Origin of the sequence: uncultured Cyclobacterium sp., assembly GCF_963977555.1 — a bacterium.
Taxonomy (GTDB): Bacteria; Bacteroidota; Bacteroidia; order Cytophagales; family Cyclobacteriaceae; genus Cyclobacterium.
On record NZ_CAXBPD010000001.1, the window covers coordinates 470,348 to 486,444 of the forward strand.

14 protein-coding genes are annotated in these 16,097 nt (G+C 38.2%); 7 read left to right on the top strand and 7 right to left on the bottom strand.

Going from position 1 to position 16,097, the window contains the following annotated elements; genetic code table 11:
• Positions 1-155: 155 nt before the first annotated feature.
• Together AAC073_RS01700 and AAC073_RS01705 are read right to left on the bottom strand one after the other, a co-directional pair.
• On the bottom strand, positions 156-1,151 hold the full coding sequence (locus AAC073_RS01700; protein WP_339922097.1) for a FecR domain-containing protein: 996 nt from the start codon (positions 1,149-1,151) through the stop codon (positions 156-158).
• A 62-nt stretch (positions 1,152-1,213) separates the two neighbouring features.
• Positions 1,214-1,885: an RNA polymerase sigma-70 factor gene (locus tag AAC073_RS01705; protein WP_339922098.1), complete on the bottom strand. Its 672-nt coding sequence runs from the start codon at positions 1,883-1,885 to the stop codon at positions 1,214-1,216.
• 278 nt (positions 1,886-2,163) lie between these two features.
• On the opposite strand from AAC073_RS01705, the gene AAC073_RS01710 reads away from it, so the two are divergent.
• The 7 genes from AAC073_RS01710 to AAC073_RS01740 all read left to right on the top strand — a co-directional run bounded on the left by AAC073_RS01710 (position 2,164) and on the right by AAC073_RS01740 (position 7,819).
• On the top strand, positions 2,164-2,679 hold the full coding sequence (locus AAC073_RS01710) for a sigma-70 family RNA polymerase sigma factor (RefSeq protein ID WP_339922099.1): 516 nt from the start codon (positions 2,164-2,166) through the stop codon (positions 2,677-2,679).
• Entirely contained in the window at positions 2,660-3,094 is a 435-nt protein-coding gene (locus AAC073_RS01715; protein ID WP_339922100.1) for a hypothetical protein, read from the top strand. Before AAC073_RS01710 ends, AAC073_RS01715 begins: the two co-directional genes overlap by 20 nt.
• Before the next feature lie 35 nt (positions 3,095-3,129).
• Complete coding sequence (locus tag AAC073_RS01720; protein WP_339922101.1) at positions 3,130-3,642, top strand: hypothetical protein; 513 nt, start codon at positions 3,130-3,132, stop codon at positions 3,640-3,642.
• 442 nt (positions 3,643-4,084) lie between these two features.
• The gene (locus AAC073_RS01725; protein WP_339922102.1) at positions 4,085-5,653 is read left to right on the top strand and encodes a glutamate synthase-related protein; all 1,569 of its coding nucleotides are present in this window, start codon (positions 4,085-4,087) and stop codon (positions 5,651-5,653) included.
• A gap of 121 nt (positions 5,654-5,774) precedes the next feature.
• The gene (locus AAC073_RS01730) at positions 5,775-6,704 is read left to right on the top strand and encodes an NAD-dependent epimerase/dehydratase family protein (protein WP_339922103.1); all 930 of its coding nucleotides are present in this window, start codon (positions 5,775-5,777) and stop codon (positions 6,702-6,704) included.
• A gap of 25 nt (positions 6,705-6,729) precedes the next feature.
• The gene (locus AAC073_RS01735; protein WP_339922104.1) at positions 6,730-7,341 is read left to right on the top strand and encodes an alpha-ketoglutarate-dependent dioxygenase AlkB; all 612 of its coding nucleotides are present in this window, start codon (positions 6,730-6,732) and stop codon (positions 7,339-7,341) included.
• A gap of 151 nt (positions 7,342-7,492) precedes the next feature.
• Entirely contained in the window at positions 7,493-7,819 is a 327-nt protein-coding gene (locus tag AAC073_RS01740) for a multidrug efflux SMR transporter (protein WP_339922105.1), read from the top strand.
• A gap of 10 nt (positions 7,820-7,829) precedes the next feature.
• Here the strand turns inward: AAC073_RS01740 and AAC073_RS01745 are convergent, their stop codons facing one another.
• From AAC073_RS01745 to AAC073_RS01765, 5 genes are all read right to left on the bottom strand, one after another.
• Entirely contained in the window at positions 7,830-8,960 is a 1,131-nt protein-coding gene (locus AAC073_RS01745) for an ATP-binding protein (protein ID WP_339922106.1), read from the bottom strand.
• A 2-nt stretch (positions 8,961-8,962) separates the two neighbouring features.
• Complete coding sequence (locus AAC073_RS01750) at positions 8,963-9,763, bottom strand: alpha/beta hydrolase (protein ID WP_339922107.1); 801 nt, start codon at positions 9,761-9,763, stop codon at positions 8,963-8,965.
• A gap of 587 nt (positions 9,764-10,350) precedes the next feature.
• On the bottom strand, positions 10,351-12,375 hold the full coding sequence (locus tag AAC073_RS01755; RefSeq protein WP_339922108.1) for an FAD-dependent oxidoreductase: 2,025 nt from the start codon (positions 12,373-12,375) through the stop codon (positions 10,351-10,353).
• Between the two features lie 9 nt (positions 12,376-12,384).
• Entirely contained in the window at positions 12,385-14,163 is a 1,779-nt protein-coding gene (locus AAC073_RS01760; RefSeq protein WP_339922109.1) for an arylsulfatase, read from the bottom strand.
• Positions 14,164-14,401: 238 nt separating this feature from the next.
• Positions 14,402-16,024, bottom strand: a complete 1,623-nt coding sequence (locus tag AAC073_RS01765; protein WP_339922238.1) for an FAD-dependent oxidoreductase — start codon at positions 16,022-16,024, stop codon at positions 14,402-14,404.
• Between the last annotated feature and the right edge of the window lie 73 nt (positions 16,025-16,097).

Consider the following 16,097-nt stretch of genomic DNA (forward strand, 5'->3'; position numbering starts at 1 on the left):
TTTGTTATGGTTAATCGGATGTATAAAATTGGGTTAGAAATTGTTTTTCCATTTAAAGAAATTAATGTAATAGGCTATAAATTTATTAGGTAAAGAGATATAGGAAGTCACGGTCCTTTGGACTGTCTTCTGACAAGAAAATGCCTTCAAAAATGCTAGTCCATTTTAGCAAATCGAAAACGTTTTTTTTCAATTACCAAAGAGATGCCCAAAACCTGAGCTACTGCTTCAGCAAATTCTTTGGCATCTTCAGACCGGAAAGAACCAGACAAGGTTCGTTTTCCAATTGAATCACCAGAAATTTCTACCTCAACACCATAATTATCGCTTATAATACGCGCAATTTCAATAAGGCTTGTTTGATCAAATACATATCGATATTGCGTCCAAGAAGCAATATCCTCAGGCGCTTTAACTTTTTCTTTCTGAAGAACACCATCAATTTCCATCCGCACTTTTTCACCTGGTTTCATTAAGACAGACTCGTCTCCGTTAGCATTGTGTTTGATTAATTCAACTTTTCCTGACTTTAGTTGCACCTCCGTATTGTGTCTACGGTTATACACAGTGAATTCTGTTCCGTGAACGATTACATCTAAACCATTCATCGTGTGGACAATGAATTTATTTATTGGGTCGTGTGTAACATTGAAGGAGGCTTCACCTAATAATTCCACTTTTCTAGAATTTGAAAAAAGAGCAAATCTCGGGGTTTTTAATTCACTATTTGCATTCAAATGCACTATAGTACCATCATATAGAGTAATAGTGATCATTTCACCGTAGCCGGTATTGTAGGTTTTGACTGTAACTTTATCAAATGTACCTAAAAACAATAGCCCAAAAAGGGTTAATGAAGCCACTAAAAACAGCTTTAAAGCTCTTCTTTTTTGAGGTTTCAGAGAAGACCCTGAACCAATTTTTTGGCTTATACCGGATTCACTTTTGTTTCTAAAGGTTACCAATGCCTGTTCCGTATCGGTGAGGTATTGGGGGTTCTTTCTTTCCCATTCCTCTAGATAGGAATAAAACACTTCTTCATTTTCAAGGGATTCATTCACCCAGTCATCTATCCATTTTTTCTGGATTACGGAGACAGATCCCTTGAAATAATTAAGCAATAATTCCTTTATCGTATCTTTATCATGCATTTTTTAATCGTGTTATAGGTTAGCTAGTAAGCGCAGTTGGAAACTAATAGTCAATCAGGCCTTTAAAACAGATGGGTAAATACCAGTGTGAAAACCAGCCATTTGTCTTTTAAAAAATTTCTAATAGCTATTTTTGACCTATACAATTGCGTTTCTACCGTTCTTACAGATAAATCCATCCCCATTGCGATCTCTTTCATAGATTTACCTTCTAATTGGAACAAGAGATAAATTTTTCTTCGTTGACTGGGCAACGTTTCTATGGCTTTTTCAAAATCTTGATAAAGTTCTTCATATTGGGTTATGCTATCAGGTTGATAGGTCTCAGCAATTCTCGGTTCAGGTGATGTAGCCAAGTCTCCTTTTCGAGCCAAATCATGCTTGAGGTAATTGAACCCTCTATTTCTCACGGCCTTAAATAAATAAGAGCGTATGGAAGTTGTAATGGTTAAAAATAATTTTTGGTCATAAAATTGAGCAAGCAAGTCTGATACAATGTCTTGCGCAACTTCTTTCGACCCCACAAAGCGCACCGCATGGGAACAAAGGGGCTGGTAATACCTCCTAAATACCAGCTCCATACCTTTGGATGGTGCTATTTTAAAAGCATGCCATATTAACTGTTCGTCCTGTATTGCCTTTCGAGAAGCCTTTTCTACTGGCATAGGTTCCGAATTTTGCCTGGAAGGGGACAAAACGCCCATAACTTTAGCATCGGTCTTGGATTGTGGCATTGGTGTTTGGTTTTTTATTGCCTGTCTTTTATTAAGACAATTAAATACCCATGTACTACTTACAAATTCGAAAAAAGATTATTCGTTTTTTATTTAATTATACCCTTATTTTAAGATTTATAGGAAAGTTATCTCACTATTAATTTATTGTTATGTAAAAATTAACACAATTTTGTTCTTTATTAAACCACACCTTATAAAAGCCTAAAAATCTTACTTTTTAAGAAAATTTCCTTTTTCTGTTATGAATAGACAAGTTTATCGTCATTAAAGTACAAATGAAAGCGACAGAATTTAAAGAAAGGGTTATTTCAATGTCAGAGCGGTTATATCCAATGGTGGCAAGGATGTTAGGCAATAGCGCCAATACTGAGGATGCCATTCAGGAAATAATGATTAAGCTATGGGAGCGTCGGAGACAAATTAAAAATCACCCCAATCTGCCGGCCTTTATTTTCTTGACCGCAAGGAATTATTGCCTTGATCTGATCAAAAAGAAAAAGCCGCGGGAGGATGTATATGATGTACAAACGCAGTTTTTGGCATCAGCACCTGAACATGATTCTTTCGAATGGAGAGAGCTCAAGTGTAATATAGAGAAGGTATTGGAACGCCTTCCGGAACAACAGAAGGAAGTCATGATTATGAGAGATTTAGACGGCATGGATTTTACTGAAATTGCCGAATTAACAAAATTAAGAGTGGACCATATTAGGGTTCTTTTGTCCAGAGCGAGGCAACAAGTGGCGATAGAACTCCAAAAAACATACAGCTATGGAAAAGGGGGAAATTAAAAAATTGATGGAAAAGTATGCTGCAGGACACAGTACACTTGAAGAAGAGGAATTACTTATCAAAAATTCAACTGACGATGAGTCATTAGAGACACAGTGGTTCCAATATGTAAAAGGGAAAAAGCAAAATCCAAGGACAGGTTTTAATGATGAAATTTGGAAAGCCGTAAAGAAAAAAGAAAAAAAGAAGCAAATCAGAAAGCTGATTGTTAGCGGCATGGCCATAGCAGCATCCCTCCTATTCTTGTTGTTTTACTTAAGGCCAGCGCCAACCCCAGAAACGAAAAGCCTGGCAGAAAAAGAGGCTTTATTAAAAGAGGCTTTGGCTATGTTTGAAAACAACACCATAAAAACAACCAATAAAAAGGTGCTCTATGAAGACGAAATAATCATCATTTACAGCACTACAGAATAATAACGACAAAATATAACCTTAAAAAACAAATCAACATGAGATACCTTCTATTAGTAGTCGGCCTAGCACTAATACCTTTTTCAAGTATAACGGCTCAGGAAACAAGTAAAAATGTAAAAGAAAAGGTGGAAATCACCATTAAAGACAGTGACAACCCAGATGTCTATATTGATGGTAAAAAATACGACCATTCTATTATTGACCTATTGGACAAAGACAAAATAGCGTCCATCGATGTGCTTAAAGGAGAGAAAGCATTAAAAGAATACAATGCGCCAAATGGTGTTATCTTGATTAAAACCAAGTCCATAAATCCAAATCCAGTTGAATTTAAATTTCGAGAAGGGGCTAACAATGAGACAGAACCTCTTATAATAATTGATGGAATTCCAACAAGCAAGGCAGACATGGGGAAGCTTGATCCTATTGACATAGATTCCATAAACGTATTAAAAGGAGAAGAGGCTATGAAAAAACATAATGCGAAAGGCGGAGTAATAATTGTCACCACAAAAACCGCTGCAAAAATGAATAAAAAGAAAGAATAATACTGTTAGCCTTTAAAAAAAACGCACTTATTACCTATTTATTTAGATTTTTAAAAGGTTACTAAATATTTATATTGGCAGGTCGGTTATGGCCTGCTTTTTTTATTTTCATTCTAGAACCTAGGATGGGGTCTACTTTCACAATTCCTTTAAAAAAAACTGAAAATGGGTTGTTGTTTGCTTGTAATCTTATACTCTAGGCCGGGAACTATATGTCTAAAAAAAACTCAAACAACAACCCAATTCTAAAAACTCATTGACTTGAGGAAAAAAATGGTAAATTAGCTTGATTACCCATTGATTATATCTCAATTTTATCAAATCAGTCTATTGGGATTACCGATTTGAACTCCTTTAGCAACAGGTTCGTTGTCAAATTTGTACCGGAAAAAATAACGTGTCAATGGCAAAAGTCATTACTTACTCCTTAGAAAATCTGTAAATGAAACCAAAACACATATTCGTCATTTCCTCCTTAATCGCCCTCGTTTGTATCCCTGCCATATTCCTCTACATGCCTTCTATTTTATGGATTTTATTTATAGTGGTACCCATTATTGTCTTAGGGTTGGTGGATATTTTTCAGACTAAACACGCCATTAGGAGAAATTTCCCTGTAATTGGAAACTTCAGGTATCTTTTAGAGGACATCAGACCGGAAATTATGCAATATTTTGTAGAAACGGATACTGAAGGAAGGCCAATCAATAGGATATTTCGTTCATTGATCTATCAAAGGGCAAAAAAAGCCAATGATACGACGCCATTTGGTACACAAATGGACGTTTACGCAGCTGGATATGAATGGATGGACCATTCCATTTATGCCAACAACCATGCTGACATCCAACACGAGTCCAGGATTTTGGTTGGGGGGAAAGACTGCTTACAACCTTATTCTGCTAGCATTCTAAATATATCGGCCATGAGTTTTGGCTCCTTAAGTAAAAACGCAGTATTAGCAATGAACACTGGAGCAAAAATTGGTGGATTTGCACACAATACTGGTGAAGGTGGAATAAGCCCTTATCACAAACAGCCTGGTGGAGATTTAATTTGGCAAATTGGCACTGGATATTTCGGATGCAGAACAGATGCAGGTAATTTTTGTGAAGAAAACTTTCAGAAAAATGCCAGCCTTGACAATGTGAAAATGGTCGAGATTAAAATTTCTCAAGGTGCCAAACCAGGGCATGGAGGTATACTTCCAGCCTCCAAAAACACCGAAGAAATTGCTGCCATTCGCCATGTAAAACCCCATACAGATGTTCATTCTCCACCCAAACACAGCGCATTTGACAGTGCTGAAGGCTTGATGTACTTCATTCAAAAGTTGAGGGATTTGTCTGGAGGAAAACCTGTAGGATTTAAGATCTGCATTGGCAGAAAGGAAGAGTTTATAGACTTATGCAAAGCCATGGTCTCCCTTGGAATTAAACCCGACTTTATAACCATTGATGGTGGTGAAGGAGGCACAGGAGCTGCTCCAATTGAATTTTCCAATTCCTTAGGTATGCCCTTAAAAGATGGGCTTTCCTTCGCAATTGACACCCTTCGAGGTTTTGATTTAAAGAAAGACATCAAAGTTATAGCAGCAGGAAAAATATTAAGTGGATTCGATATTGCACGGGTGGTAGCCATGGGGGCCGATATGGTGAACAGTGCAAGAGCAATGATGATGGCTACAGGCTGCATCCAAGCTTTGCAATGCAATGTCAATACCTGCCCTACAGGAGTAGCTACACAAAATAAAAGTTTAATGGAAGGCCTAGTAGTGAAAGACAAATCCCAAAGAGTAGCTAACTTTCATGAAGAAACTGTGAAAAGTTTTATCGAACTTATTGCTGCTTCAGGTATTAGAAAAACAGAGAAATTAAACAGGGAGCATATCAATCGCAGAATTGGGATGAATCAAGTATTGAAATACAGCGAAATCTATCCTGAAGTCCCTGAAGGTTTTTACTTAGAACATATGATGAATGGCGTTAAAGAAAAGGTTATTGAAAAATAAACCAACTTTATTAATCACCAAATAAGGCCAGGGTATTAATTGATCGTTTGTTTTTCTATTTGGATTGATATTCACGATTAGGCATACAATTTATTTAGGGGTATAGATAAATCCGGAAATTATGCAAACAATACTAGGCTCAACTGGTGCCATAGGAACTGGATTGGCAAGGGCGCTAAAAACTTATCCAGACAAGATAAGGTTGGTTAGCAGACACCCAATAAGGGTTAATGATACTGATGAATTATTTACCGCAGATCTTTTAGACCCCAAGGCTTTAGAGGCAGCTGTCCACGGATCTTCTATTGTTTATATTACAGTAGGATTTGCTTATAGTTATAAAGAATGGGCTGAAAAATGGGTGCCATTTATTGAAAATGTGATCCAGTCCTGCACGAAAGAGAATTGCAAATTGGTGTTTTTTGACAACATCTATATGTATGATTCAGGCTTTCTAAATGGCATGACGGAGGAAACCCCCATAAACCCACCAAGTAAAAAGGGCGCTGTCAGAGCTAAAATTGCTCAAATGATTCTGAATGCAATAGCTTCCCAAAAAATTCAAGCCCTTATCGCCCGATCCGCAGATTTTTATGGCCCTTCTATCTCAAACAATAGTCTTCTTACTGAAATGGTATTCAAACCGCTGAGCCAAGGTAAAAAAGCCAATTGGTTGATAAGTGACCATTTCGTTCATTCATTTACTTATACCATCGATGCTGCCATTGCCACAGCACTATTGGGCAATACTGAAACGGCTTATGGTCAGGTCTGGCATTTGCCTACTGCCTCTTCACCTTACACAGGAAAGCAATGGATAGAAAATATTGCAAAGGAATTAGATACTTCTGCGAGGATCCAACTGGCCCCTAAATTTTTGGTGAAAATAATGGGACTATTTAATCCCATTATGAAGGAATCAGTGGAAATGCTCTACCAATATGACAGGGATTATGTATTTGATAGCAGTAAATTCGAGAAGGCTTTTGATTTTAAGCCTACCCCCTATGATCGGGGAATAAAACAAATAATAGAGACCAATTATAAGTAATCGAGAGAAGTGCAAACACAGCCATATGGAATTATTTGAACGGAAAATAGATCCAACTAAAAACCTCTTACCATACGGAGGAACAGCAAATTATTATGGAAAAATATTTGATCAAAAAAGAGCAAATGAATTCCTATCTATTTTGATGCAAACGATCGAATGGAAAAATGACGAAGCCATTATTTTTGGTAAAAAAATCATTACCAAAAGAAAAGTAGCATGGTATGGAGAAGAAGCATTTGAATACACCTATTCCAAAACTACCAAATCGGCATTGCCCTGGACCCAAGCCTTGCTTGAATTAAAGCAGGCGATAGAAACACTTACTGAAGAGACCTTTAACTCCTGCCTTTTAAACTTGTATCATGATGGGAATGAGGGTATGGCATGGCATAGTGATGGGGAAAAAGACCTGAAAAAACAAGGGGCAATCGCTTCACTAAGTTTTGGAGCAGAAAGAAAATTCTCTTTTAAGCACAAAGAAACCAAAGCTAAGTCAGAACTAATATTAGAAAACGGAAGTTTGTTGATTATGAAGGGAGAAACACAAACCAATTGGTTACATCGTTTACCACCAACCAAAAGAATTTTTAGCCCTAGAGTAAACCTTACTTTTAGAACTATTGTTAGTCGCTAAATTACCAACTAAAAACAGATTCCCACGAAATTTAGGCAATCGCGCTGTGCCCCTCAATGAAATTAATTCATTACGCATCTGATAAAATTCAATAATAAAATTGAACTTTGATACCTGAAAAAAACAATATTTACCTATTTTAAATAAACCCATGAATTGGATCCTATTAATAATTGCAGGTCTTTTTGAAGTCGCTTTTGCTTCCTGCCTGAGTATGGCAAAAGTTGCTACAGGAAAAGAAGTGTATGGTTGGTATGGGGGCTTCCTTGTTTGCTTGACAATAAGTATGTTATTACTTATCCGCGCAACACAAAGTCTTCCAATTGGAACAGCTTATGCTGTATGGACAGGAATAGGTGCTGTGGGAACGGTCTTGGTGGGTATATTTTTCTTTAAGGAACCAGCCCATTTTTGGCGAATATTTTTCATTTTCGCACTTATTGGCTCCATAATCGGTTTAAAGGCAGTTTCGCACTAAAAAAAAGGGATTAGTAATCGCGTTTTCTAGCGATCTTGGGAATTGTAAAATAGAAGGTACTTCCCTTTCCCGGTTCTGAAATTGCGGCTATTTTCCCCCCATGAATTTCGAGGATTCGCTTGCATGCAGAAAGTCCTATGCCTGTACCTTGAATGCTTCCGTGCGGATCAAGTCTTTTCATGAAGCCAAATATTTTAGCTGAAGCATCTTGTTTAAAACCAATGCCATTGTCCTTAACATAGACAGTGATTTGATCTCCTTTATCTTCAAATGACACTGTGACTATCGGATCAGCCTCAGACCGGTATTTTAAAGCATTGCTAAATAGATTCTGGAAAAGTCGAAACACTTGAATCTTATCCGCAAAGATTACAGGCAACTCTCCAATAGTAAAAGTTGCATTATTTTCTTTTGCCTGATCTTCCAACATCCCCAATGCAATCTTACAGGCTTCATTTAATGAAACTTCCTCAAATCCCTTCTCATTCCCTTCCATTTTGGAATAATCGAGCAGGTCTTTAATCATTTGTTTCATCCTTTGGGTATTGTTTAAAATAAGAGAATAATACATCTCCCCTTGGCTGCCAGGGGGCAAGTAACCTTCTTTGTCCAGCAAACCCATCAAACCAGAGATCGTGTTGAGGGGTGCCTGCAAATCATGAGATGCCGTATAAGCAAATTGCTCAAGACCTTCATTAATTTGTTTAAGCCGATCTACAGTTTGCTCCGCCTTTTTTCTAGCTTTTATCAGTTCTACCTCATATTGTTTCCGTTGGGTAATATTAAGTACTGAAAACCTATAAAAGGGTTTGTCATCTGAACTGCCAATAATTCGTTTTCCATTTATCAGTGTCGGCAGTTTTCTAGGTTGCTTACCTTTAAGCTCAATGCTTATTTCAGAAATTTCTCCTTGCATTTGAAGCATGGGCATCATATGCGTTTCAAAATAAATCCTTTCTCCCATTCCCAGTAAATCTTGAAACGATTTTTGAAGTAGAATTTCGTCTCTTTCATAGCCCAGCCAAACTAGCAAGGTGGTATTGATGTTAACAATAAGCCCATCAGCGCGCATGGACATATAACCAAAAGGGGCATTTTGGTAAAGATCCTCTGAGTCCTCTATGAATGGTTTTGCTATCAAAATCAGCTTCCTAAATAAGATTGTATGCTAGAAATAACTTGATCCGGAGAAGTCAAATGAGGACAGTGGCCGGAAGAATTCAAGAGAACATATTGGCTACCCTTGATTTTTTCATGAACAAATTCCCCAACAGCAACGGGGGCAATCACATCCGGGTGACTCTGGAGAATCAAGGTAGACGTGGCTACCTTTTCTAAATCCGCTCTGTTATCCCCCAAAAAGGTAACCTTTGCAAAGTGTTTTGCAATTTCGGGATTCATGGAACAAAAACTGTTTTCCAGTTCTTGAGAATATTGGGGCATATTGGGGTTACCTATAATTTGGGGAGCCATAAAACTTGACCAACCTAAATAATTACTTTCTAAAGTTACTACTAATTCATCAATGTCATCCTTGTTAAATCCCCCCAAATATCCATCCTGATTGATGTAGCAAGGCGAGGGTCCTAGCAATACTAATTTGTCAAACAAATCAGGCCTTTCGCCAGCAGCAAGTACCCCAATAATACTGCTTACTGAATGGCCTACAAAAATTACCTCTCTAAGATCAAGGTCAACAATAATATCCAGGAGGTCTTCAGCATAGCCTTTAAGAGAATCGTATTTTTGGTAATCGTATGCATTTAAGTCTGATTTCCCAGAACCCACATGATCAAATAAAACTACCTTGTAATCCTTCTCAAAGGCAGGGGCTATATAGCGCCACATTTTCTGATCACATCCATAACCATGACCAAAAACTATCGGCTGCATACCATTGCCAGAAATTGTCACATTGTTTTTAAATAACTTATCAGTACTCATTGTCTTTCGTCTTTTGAAATTAATTCATTTCAATAACAGCCTGTCTTTTTACTCAACCTTACATGATTCCGCTTTAAAACCGAATCAGATTTGGTTAGGTTCAAACAAAAAAACATGTGGAAAAATTTTAAATAATCTAGCTAATAATTGACTAGGTGAAATTCCAATTATTATAGTTATTTGTGCGTTAAAGTTTTTAAGCAATTATTATACCTAACTTGTTTGGTTAAGAAATGTGTAAAATTTAACGAGTAGGAGAAACCACTCTCAAATGTGGACAAAATCATGGAACACCCCTAAACTACCGGATTTAAACTACTAAAAATCAATCTAATACATATTATATGATTCTAATAATTTCTTGAAATCCTCAAGAAATATTTCAGTCAGGAAAATAATGGAAATCCTTTCTATGGCTTTATCCAAAATGTTTAAGTACGTAGGAACTGAAATAATGACATTAATCACATGACAGCTCCATCTATGGCAGAACCTCAAAACAAAATCCCAATTTCAAAAAGTATATAACTTTATGAAATTGGGATCATTTATTTTAAATCAAGGATTTTAAATCAAGGAGGTTATTATTATTTCGCAGGCACCCAAAGTACTGCATCAGCTACAACTGCGCCGTCAGCACCTTCTGTGCTTACAGTAACAACGGGATTCGCACCTACTTCTAAGGTATGAGCACCTACATTTACCCATTCGCCTCGTGTCTGACCTTCAACTCTTATATCAGTTTCTTTAACGAAAACCTCTTTTTCTGCTTTCCCATCTGAGATAATAATTTTCGTCTGACTGGTTGCATCTTCGGTTCCAGAGAAATAGACATAAATGTCGTAATTGCCATTTTCTACAACCTTAGGACTGAAACTTACTTTATTTACTGAATTGTCTTTGCCTGCATTTTTCAAAAGTGTAGGACCATATCCATTTCGGTTTTGAACTTCCCAATCTCCTGTAACATCTACACCCTCATCATCATTGTCTACCAATATCTCTGCTGTACTTCCATCTGCCAATGGATTTGAACGGAGCTCTTCCTGTAGCTTTTGAATGGATACCTCTTGAACAGCTTGCCCTGCATCCACGGCCAGACTTGCCGCTACTGCTGCTGACTGTCCTAACACCATAAAGACAGGTTCCATACGAATGGAACCATAGGCAATATGACTGGCAGAAAGGGCTACCGGAACAAATAAGTTCTTAGCCTCACTTGCTTTTGGAATAATAGATCTATAAGCAATCGGGTATGGTCCAAAACCTCCTTTTTCTACATTCCCTTCATTCTTTACCATTTTCTTACCGTCCTTTTCCAAGACTACACGTTGGATATTGTGGGAATCCATTGTATAAGCAGCCATTCCAACGCCATCTTCCACAACTTCATCCCCCACGCAATTGGCTTGCGTCATTACATACTCCCCTATCATTCTCCTCACTTCTCTAACATACAATTGAGGAGTCCAGTTTTCTGTAGCTACATATTCGTCTTTTGGATAGCCCCATTCTTGAATGGCATCCTGAAGTTCTTTTGGCACCCTTGGATCCGTCTTGTAAAAATATAAAAGAGATTTCGTATAAAGGGTATGCGCAGCTATGATCTCTTTCCGTTTTTCATAACTTCCCTCGGGATATTCGTGGTTTGCACCAATCATATCTGTAGAAAAACCTCCCCTATTGTTGATGTCAGTTTTGTTATTTGGCATTCTGCTCCAAATAAAATATTGACCCAAACTTCTTTTTTCTGGTTGGGCTTCAAAAAGCCTAACTAACAGGTCAAACATAGAAGGATCATAACCTTCAGGCTTTGTTATTTCTATACGATTACTAGGGTCATTGGTCAAACAGATTCGATAATTGTAGGCTTGAATTTTATCATCTTCGGTACCATCTTCAGCCAAAACGTCATCACTTATCCCCCAAAGAAGGCCACTTGAAGGATCACCTGGTGTTTTATATGGATCAATCCCGTCAGGAAACTGGTGACCGTTCATCAATTGAACACCATTAAAAGTTTCACCATATTTATCATTGGCTTCTCTACCTATATCATAGCTCACACCAGCCTTGGCCATCAGGTCTCCTTCATACGTTCCATCGATAAACATTTTTCCGTAAACTTCTCTTATGGGTTCGGAGGGGTTGTTAGAATTTTCTAATGAAATTTTGGTAATCCAACCGTCCTTATTTTCTGCATTTTGAATTCTAAATCCATATTGAACAGTAATTCCTGCACGGTCCAAATATTCTTGAAAAGTTGCTTTAGCGACACTTGGTTCAAATATCCATTGTTCAAATTTCCCATAATGATCTCCAAGTTTTCGATAAAAATCCCTTGAAAGGCCGGTAACGGCAAATTTATTTCCAATATCTGTATAGCCAAGTCCACCGGTAGTCAAACCACCTAAGTGTTCACTGGGCTCAATCAGCAAAACTGATTTGCCCATGGTCTTGGCTGTATAAGCCGCTATTATTCCAGAAGAGGTGGCTCCATATACAACAACATCATACGTTTTTACTTCGGCTTTTTCAGGGCCTGAACAGGAGAACAACAAGCTTGACAGCATCAAGCAAGCCATTGCTAAATAATTAAATTGTTTCTTCATTACTTATTATCAATTTCTTTTAGTGAATACTATCAATCTTAAATCCATAACCTGACTACCAGGAATATCAAGTGCTTTGATAGACAAAGTCGCCTCTCCTTTGTCCAGGTTAATTTCTCCCAAAGACATGGCTTTGAAGTCTTTCACATAAGACTCCATGCGTTTTACCCGATCATTCTCCTCCCCTTTAAGCAATGGGTCGTGTGGTAAAGTTACCTTGCCATCGAGAATGTTTTTTCCTACCTGAAGTCTAAAGGTAGCGCCAATATCTTTTTGCGGGCAAGTATAATAAAGTTCAACAGCATATTTCCCTGCTGTTAATACCTCTACCTCCCAAGTAATACTGTCTTGCAAAGTCACCCAATTTGTAAAAAAGGAGTCATTTGGAAAACGATTTGATCGCTGAATCTGTCCATAAGCAGTACCATCACGAGCGGGCATTTGTGTGTAAATGGCTTCGGAAGCACCTAAAGTAAATGGCCTAAACTCAGGATCATTGGCCTGTTCTTCATCCATTTCCTTTTCCCAGGTTGTTTTTGCTGCAATAAGCTTTGCTGAAACTTCTGGATATTGATGTTGAACTGGGTTTTTCTGATAAGGATCTTCGTTCATCTCAAACAAGGCACCTTCATGATCGAGAAGGAAGTTTTGTGTCCTTAAACTCGTTCTGTTGTTCCAGTGCCTATAGATTATCCTATCGTCCCAGTTTGTGGCTTCTTTAAATATCAATGGTTTTAAACTTATTCCATCGAAGGGTTTGGCTGATTTATGTGCTAAACCCAACATGTCTATTAAGGTTGGGAAAAGATCAATTGCACCTGATATCTCTTCTATCACCTCCCCACCAGAAATGGTCCCTTTCCATTGCATAAAAAATGGACTCCTTACGCCCCCTTCATCTGTAGATCCTTTTCTACCCTTCATCCCACCATTCCATCTAAACCTATTTGGCCCATTGTCACTAAAATAAATTACAATAGTATTTTCTTCAAGATTGAGGGATTTTAACTGATCCATAATTCTTCCCACATTCCAATCGATGTTTTCACACATGGCTAAAGCTGCCTTGGTAAAATCCTGGTCTTCCCCGTTCACTAGGCTATCAAGTTCCTTGTTAGCAAATGAATCGTACCAACGATCAGGAACCTGCATGGGCGAATGAGGTGTGTTTAAGGGAAGGTAAACAAGAAAGGGTTGCTCCTGATTTTCTTCAATAAATGCCATCGCTTTCGAGGTGAGGTCGTTCGCTAGAAATCCTTCACCCTGGATAGGTTTACCATTGTGTTCTAATGGAGGACTAAAATAATCGCCCCAATGTCCTGAACAAAAGCCATAAAACTCATCAAACCCTCTGCCATTGGGATGATAAGGGTACTGCATCCCGTTGTGCCATTTACCAAATGCCCCAGTTACATATCCCGAATTTTTAAGCACTTCCGCAAAGGTAACCTCGTCAAGATCCAGTCGCTCCTGTCCTGCGGATGTCCCACTTACTCCTCCACGCAAATGGTATCTACCAGTAAGCATTTCTGCACGGGTAGGTGAACAAACAGGAGAAACATAAAACTTATCAAAACTGATTCCTTCGACACCTAGCTTATCAATATTCGGCGTTTTCAAGTTGGGATTACCAGTAAAACTTAGGTCTCCCCAACCTTGATCATCTGTTAAGATGATCAATACATTAGGCCTGATTTTTTCCTTTTCTCCTGACTTGCATGCAATTAAAGAACTCAAGCACAAAAAAAGGTGTAGGCAGGATTTAGCATATTTTACAGCAATGCCCATTCTTATAATTTATAAATGTTGGTGTTTAATCTTCTGCTGATTTGAAGGAAACAAACTAGTCGCTATCTATTTAATTCAAAGGTATTTGCCAGTGGTCGAATCACAATAAAAAGCAAGAAGCCTATGATCGCTTCCTTCTTCAGTGTCTCTACATCCTGGTTGAAATTTGTAGGAGTAGGCCAAATGTCCTGCTCCTACAAAAACCTATTCAATCTTTCCCTGCTATTAAATGCTATTATCAGTTTATTTTATCTGCAAGAGTAAGAACTTGGCCATCTTCCAATAATTTTGTTTTCAAGGAAGAATAAGGAAGCTCTTGCACACTGATTCCCCCATCCAAAGCCATTACTGCCGCAGTAGCCGCTGACTGTCCTAAAATCATAAATACCGGCTCCATACGGATAGAACCGAAGGCAATATGACTAGCAGATACGGCTACAGGAACCACCAAGTTTGTAATTTCATCTGCTTTAGGCACTAAAGAACCATAGGCAATTTCATATGGTTGACGTAGCCCAACGCCAATATCACCTTCATTTTGCACATGTCCGTTCTCATCCACATAGCGTTGGATATTGTGCGAATCTATGGAATAAGAACCCATCCCAACTGATTCAGGAGTTGGTTTTTTCTGCAACAACTCATTTTCAGTCATCACATATTTACCTACCATTCTTCTGGCTTCCCTAACATAAATTTGATGTGGCCAGTTGCCATTGTCCGTAAATTCATCTTTGGCCAAGCCCCATTTTTTAAATTCATCTTGCGTTTCTTTCGGCACCCTAGGATCATTTGCTACATAATACAATAGTCCTTTTTGATAGTCCTCATGTTCCTGTATGATTTCTCTCCTTCTTTCATAACTGGCTTCTGGGTAATCATAATTCATCCCAATATTATCTGAACTAAATGGACCATGGTTATTTGTATCCGTTTTCTTGTTAGGGATCATGTCAAATTTACCAAACCATTCTGTCCATCCAGCATCGAAAATTCGACCTAGCAATTCATATTGGGTAGAATCATAGTTGTCAGGCCTTGGGAATGGCACCTGATTGTCGGGATTTACAGACATACACGTTCTAAAGCAATAGGCCTGAACTTTATTATCCCCTTCACCTTTAACGCCAGGATCCTCACCACTAATTTTTGGAAGTAATCCTGAAGAAGGGTCTCCAGGAATTATATAAGGGTCTATGGGCTGATCTACTGCCTTGAAGTGATGCTTGTGATGAAATACACCTGTTTGTACACCATTCCATTCCTCGCCGTAAACATTTGTTCCTTCTCTACCTACGTGATAACTTACACCAGCAGCAGCCATTAAATCTCCCTCATAGGTAGCATCTATAAACATTTTACCTTTGAATTCCTTGCCACTCAATGTTCGGATGGCGGTGATTTTCCCTTCCTCCACTGTCACACCGGTTTCTCTGTCCAACCATTCATCGCGAAGGACTTCAATACCTAATTCCTCTACCCATTCGTCATAAACTTCTTCCGCCACATGAGGTTCAAAAATCCACATTGTTCTGAAGGCTCCATCTATAGCTGGGGTACCTTGTCCTTTGTTTCCAAATTCAGATTTGGCTTCCCATTTCCAAGCACCATCTTCGGTATATTTTTCATAGACTCTTTGGTAAAATTCACGGGATAGGCCACCTATCACTTCTTTTTTACCTGTATCCGTCCAGCCCAAACCTCCGGCTGTCAAGCCTCCTAAGTGCTTGTCGGGGGAAACCATTATCACTGATTTTCCCATTTTTTTAGCTTGTATAGCTGCAGTTACCGCTCCAGATGTGCCTCCATATACAATGACATCTGTTGTTTCTTCTTGCTCTACCTTTTGGCTACACGCCATAAAAACAAAAAGCAAAGCAAGGTTTAAAAACACAGCCTTTAAAATACTCGTTTTTCTCATAGTTATATTTGAT

What these genes read in the sequence shown, in the direction of transcription:
- AAC073_RS01740 (WP_339922105.1), top strand. Translation starts at nt 7,493, where the DNA reads ATGAATTGGATCCTATTAATAATTGCAGGTCTTTTTGAAGTCGCTTTT.
- AAC073_RS01760 (WP_339922109.1), bottom strand. Translation starts at nt 14,163, where the DNA reads ATGGGCATTGCTGTAAAATATGCTAAATCCTGCCTACACCTTTTTTTG.
- AAC073_RS01735 (WP_339922104.1), top strand. Translation starts at nt 6,730, where the DNA reads ATGGAATTATTTGAACGGAAAATAGATCCAACTAAAAACCTCTTACCA.
- AAC073_RS01725 (WP_339922102.1), top strand. Translation starts at nt 4,085, where the DNA reads ATGAAACCAAAACACATATTCGTCATTTCCTCCTTAATCGCCCTCGTT.
- AAC073_RS01765 (WP_339922238.1), bottom strand. Translation starts at nt 16,024, where the DNA reads ATGGCGTGTAGCCAAAAGGTAGAGCAAGAAGAAACAACAGATGTCATT.
- AAC073_RS01750 (WP_339922107.1), bottom strand. Translation starts at nt 9,763, where the DNA reads ATGAGTACTGATAAGTTATTTAAAAACAATGTGACAATTTCTGGCAAT.
- AAC073_RS01730 (WP_339922103.1), top strand. Translation starts at nt 5,775, where the DNA reads ATGCAAACAATACTAGGCTCAACTGGTGCCATAGGAACTGGATTGGCA.
- AAC073_RS01700 (WP_339922097.1), bottom strand. Translation starts at nt 1,151, where the DNA reads ATGCATGATAAAGATACGATAAAGGAATTATTGCTTAATTATTTCAAG.
- AAC073_RS01705 (WP_339922098.1), bottom strand. Translation starts at nt 1,885, where the DNA reads ATGCCACAATCCAAGACCGATGCTAAAGTTATGGGCGTTTTGTCCCCT.
- AAC073_RS01715 (WP_339922100.1), top strand. Translation starts at nt 2,660, where the DNA reads ATGGAAAAGGGGGAAATTAAAAAATTGATGGAAAAGTATGCTGCAGGA.
- AAC073_RS01755 (WP_339922108.1), bottom strand. Translation starts at nt 12,375, where the DNA reads ATGAAGAAACAATTTAATTATTTAGCAATGGCTTGCTTGATGCTGTCA.
- AAC073_RS01710 (WP_339922099.1), top strand. Translation starts at nt 2,164, where the DNA reads ATGAAAGCGACAGAATTTAAAGAAAGGGTTATTTCAATGTCAGAGCGG.
- AAC073_RS01720 (WP_339922101.1), top strand. Translation starts at nt 3,130, where the DNA reads ATGAGATACCTTCTATTAGTAGTCGGCCTAGCACTAATACCTTTTTCA.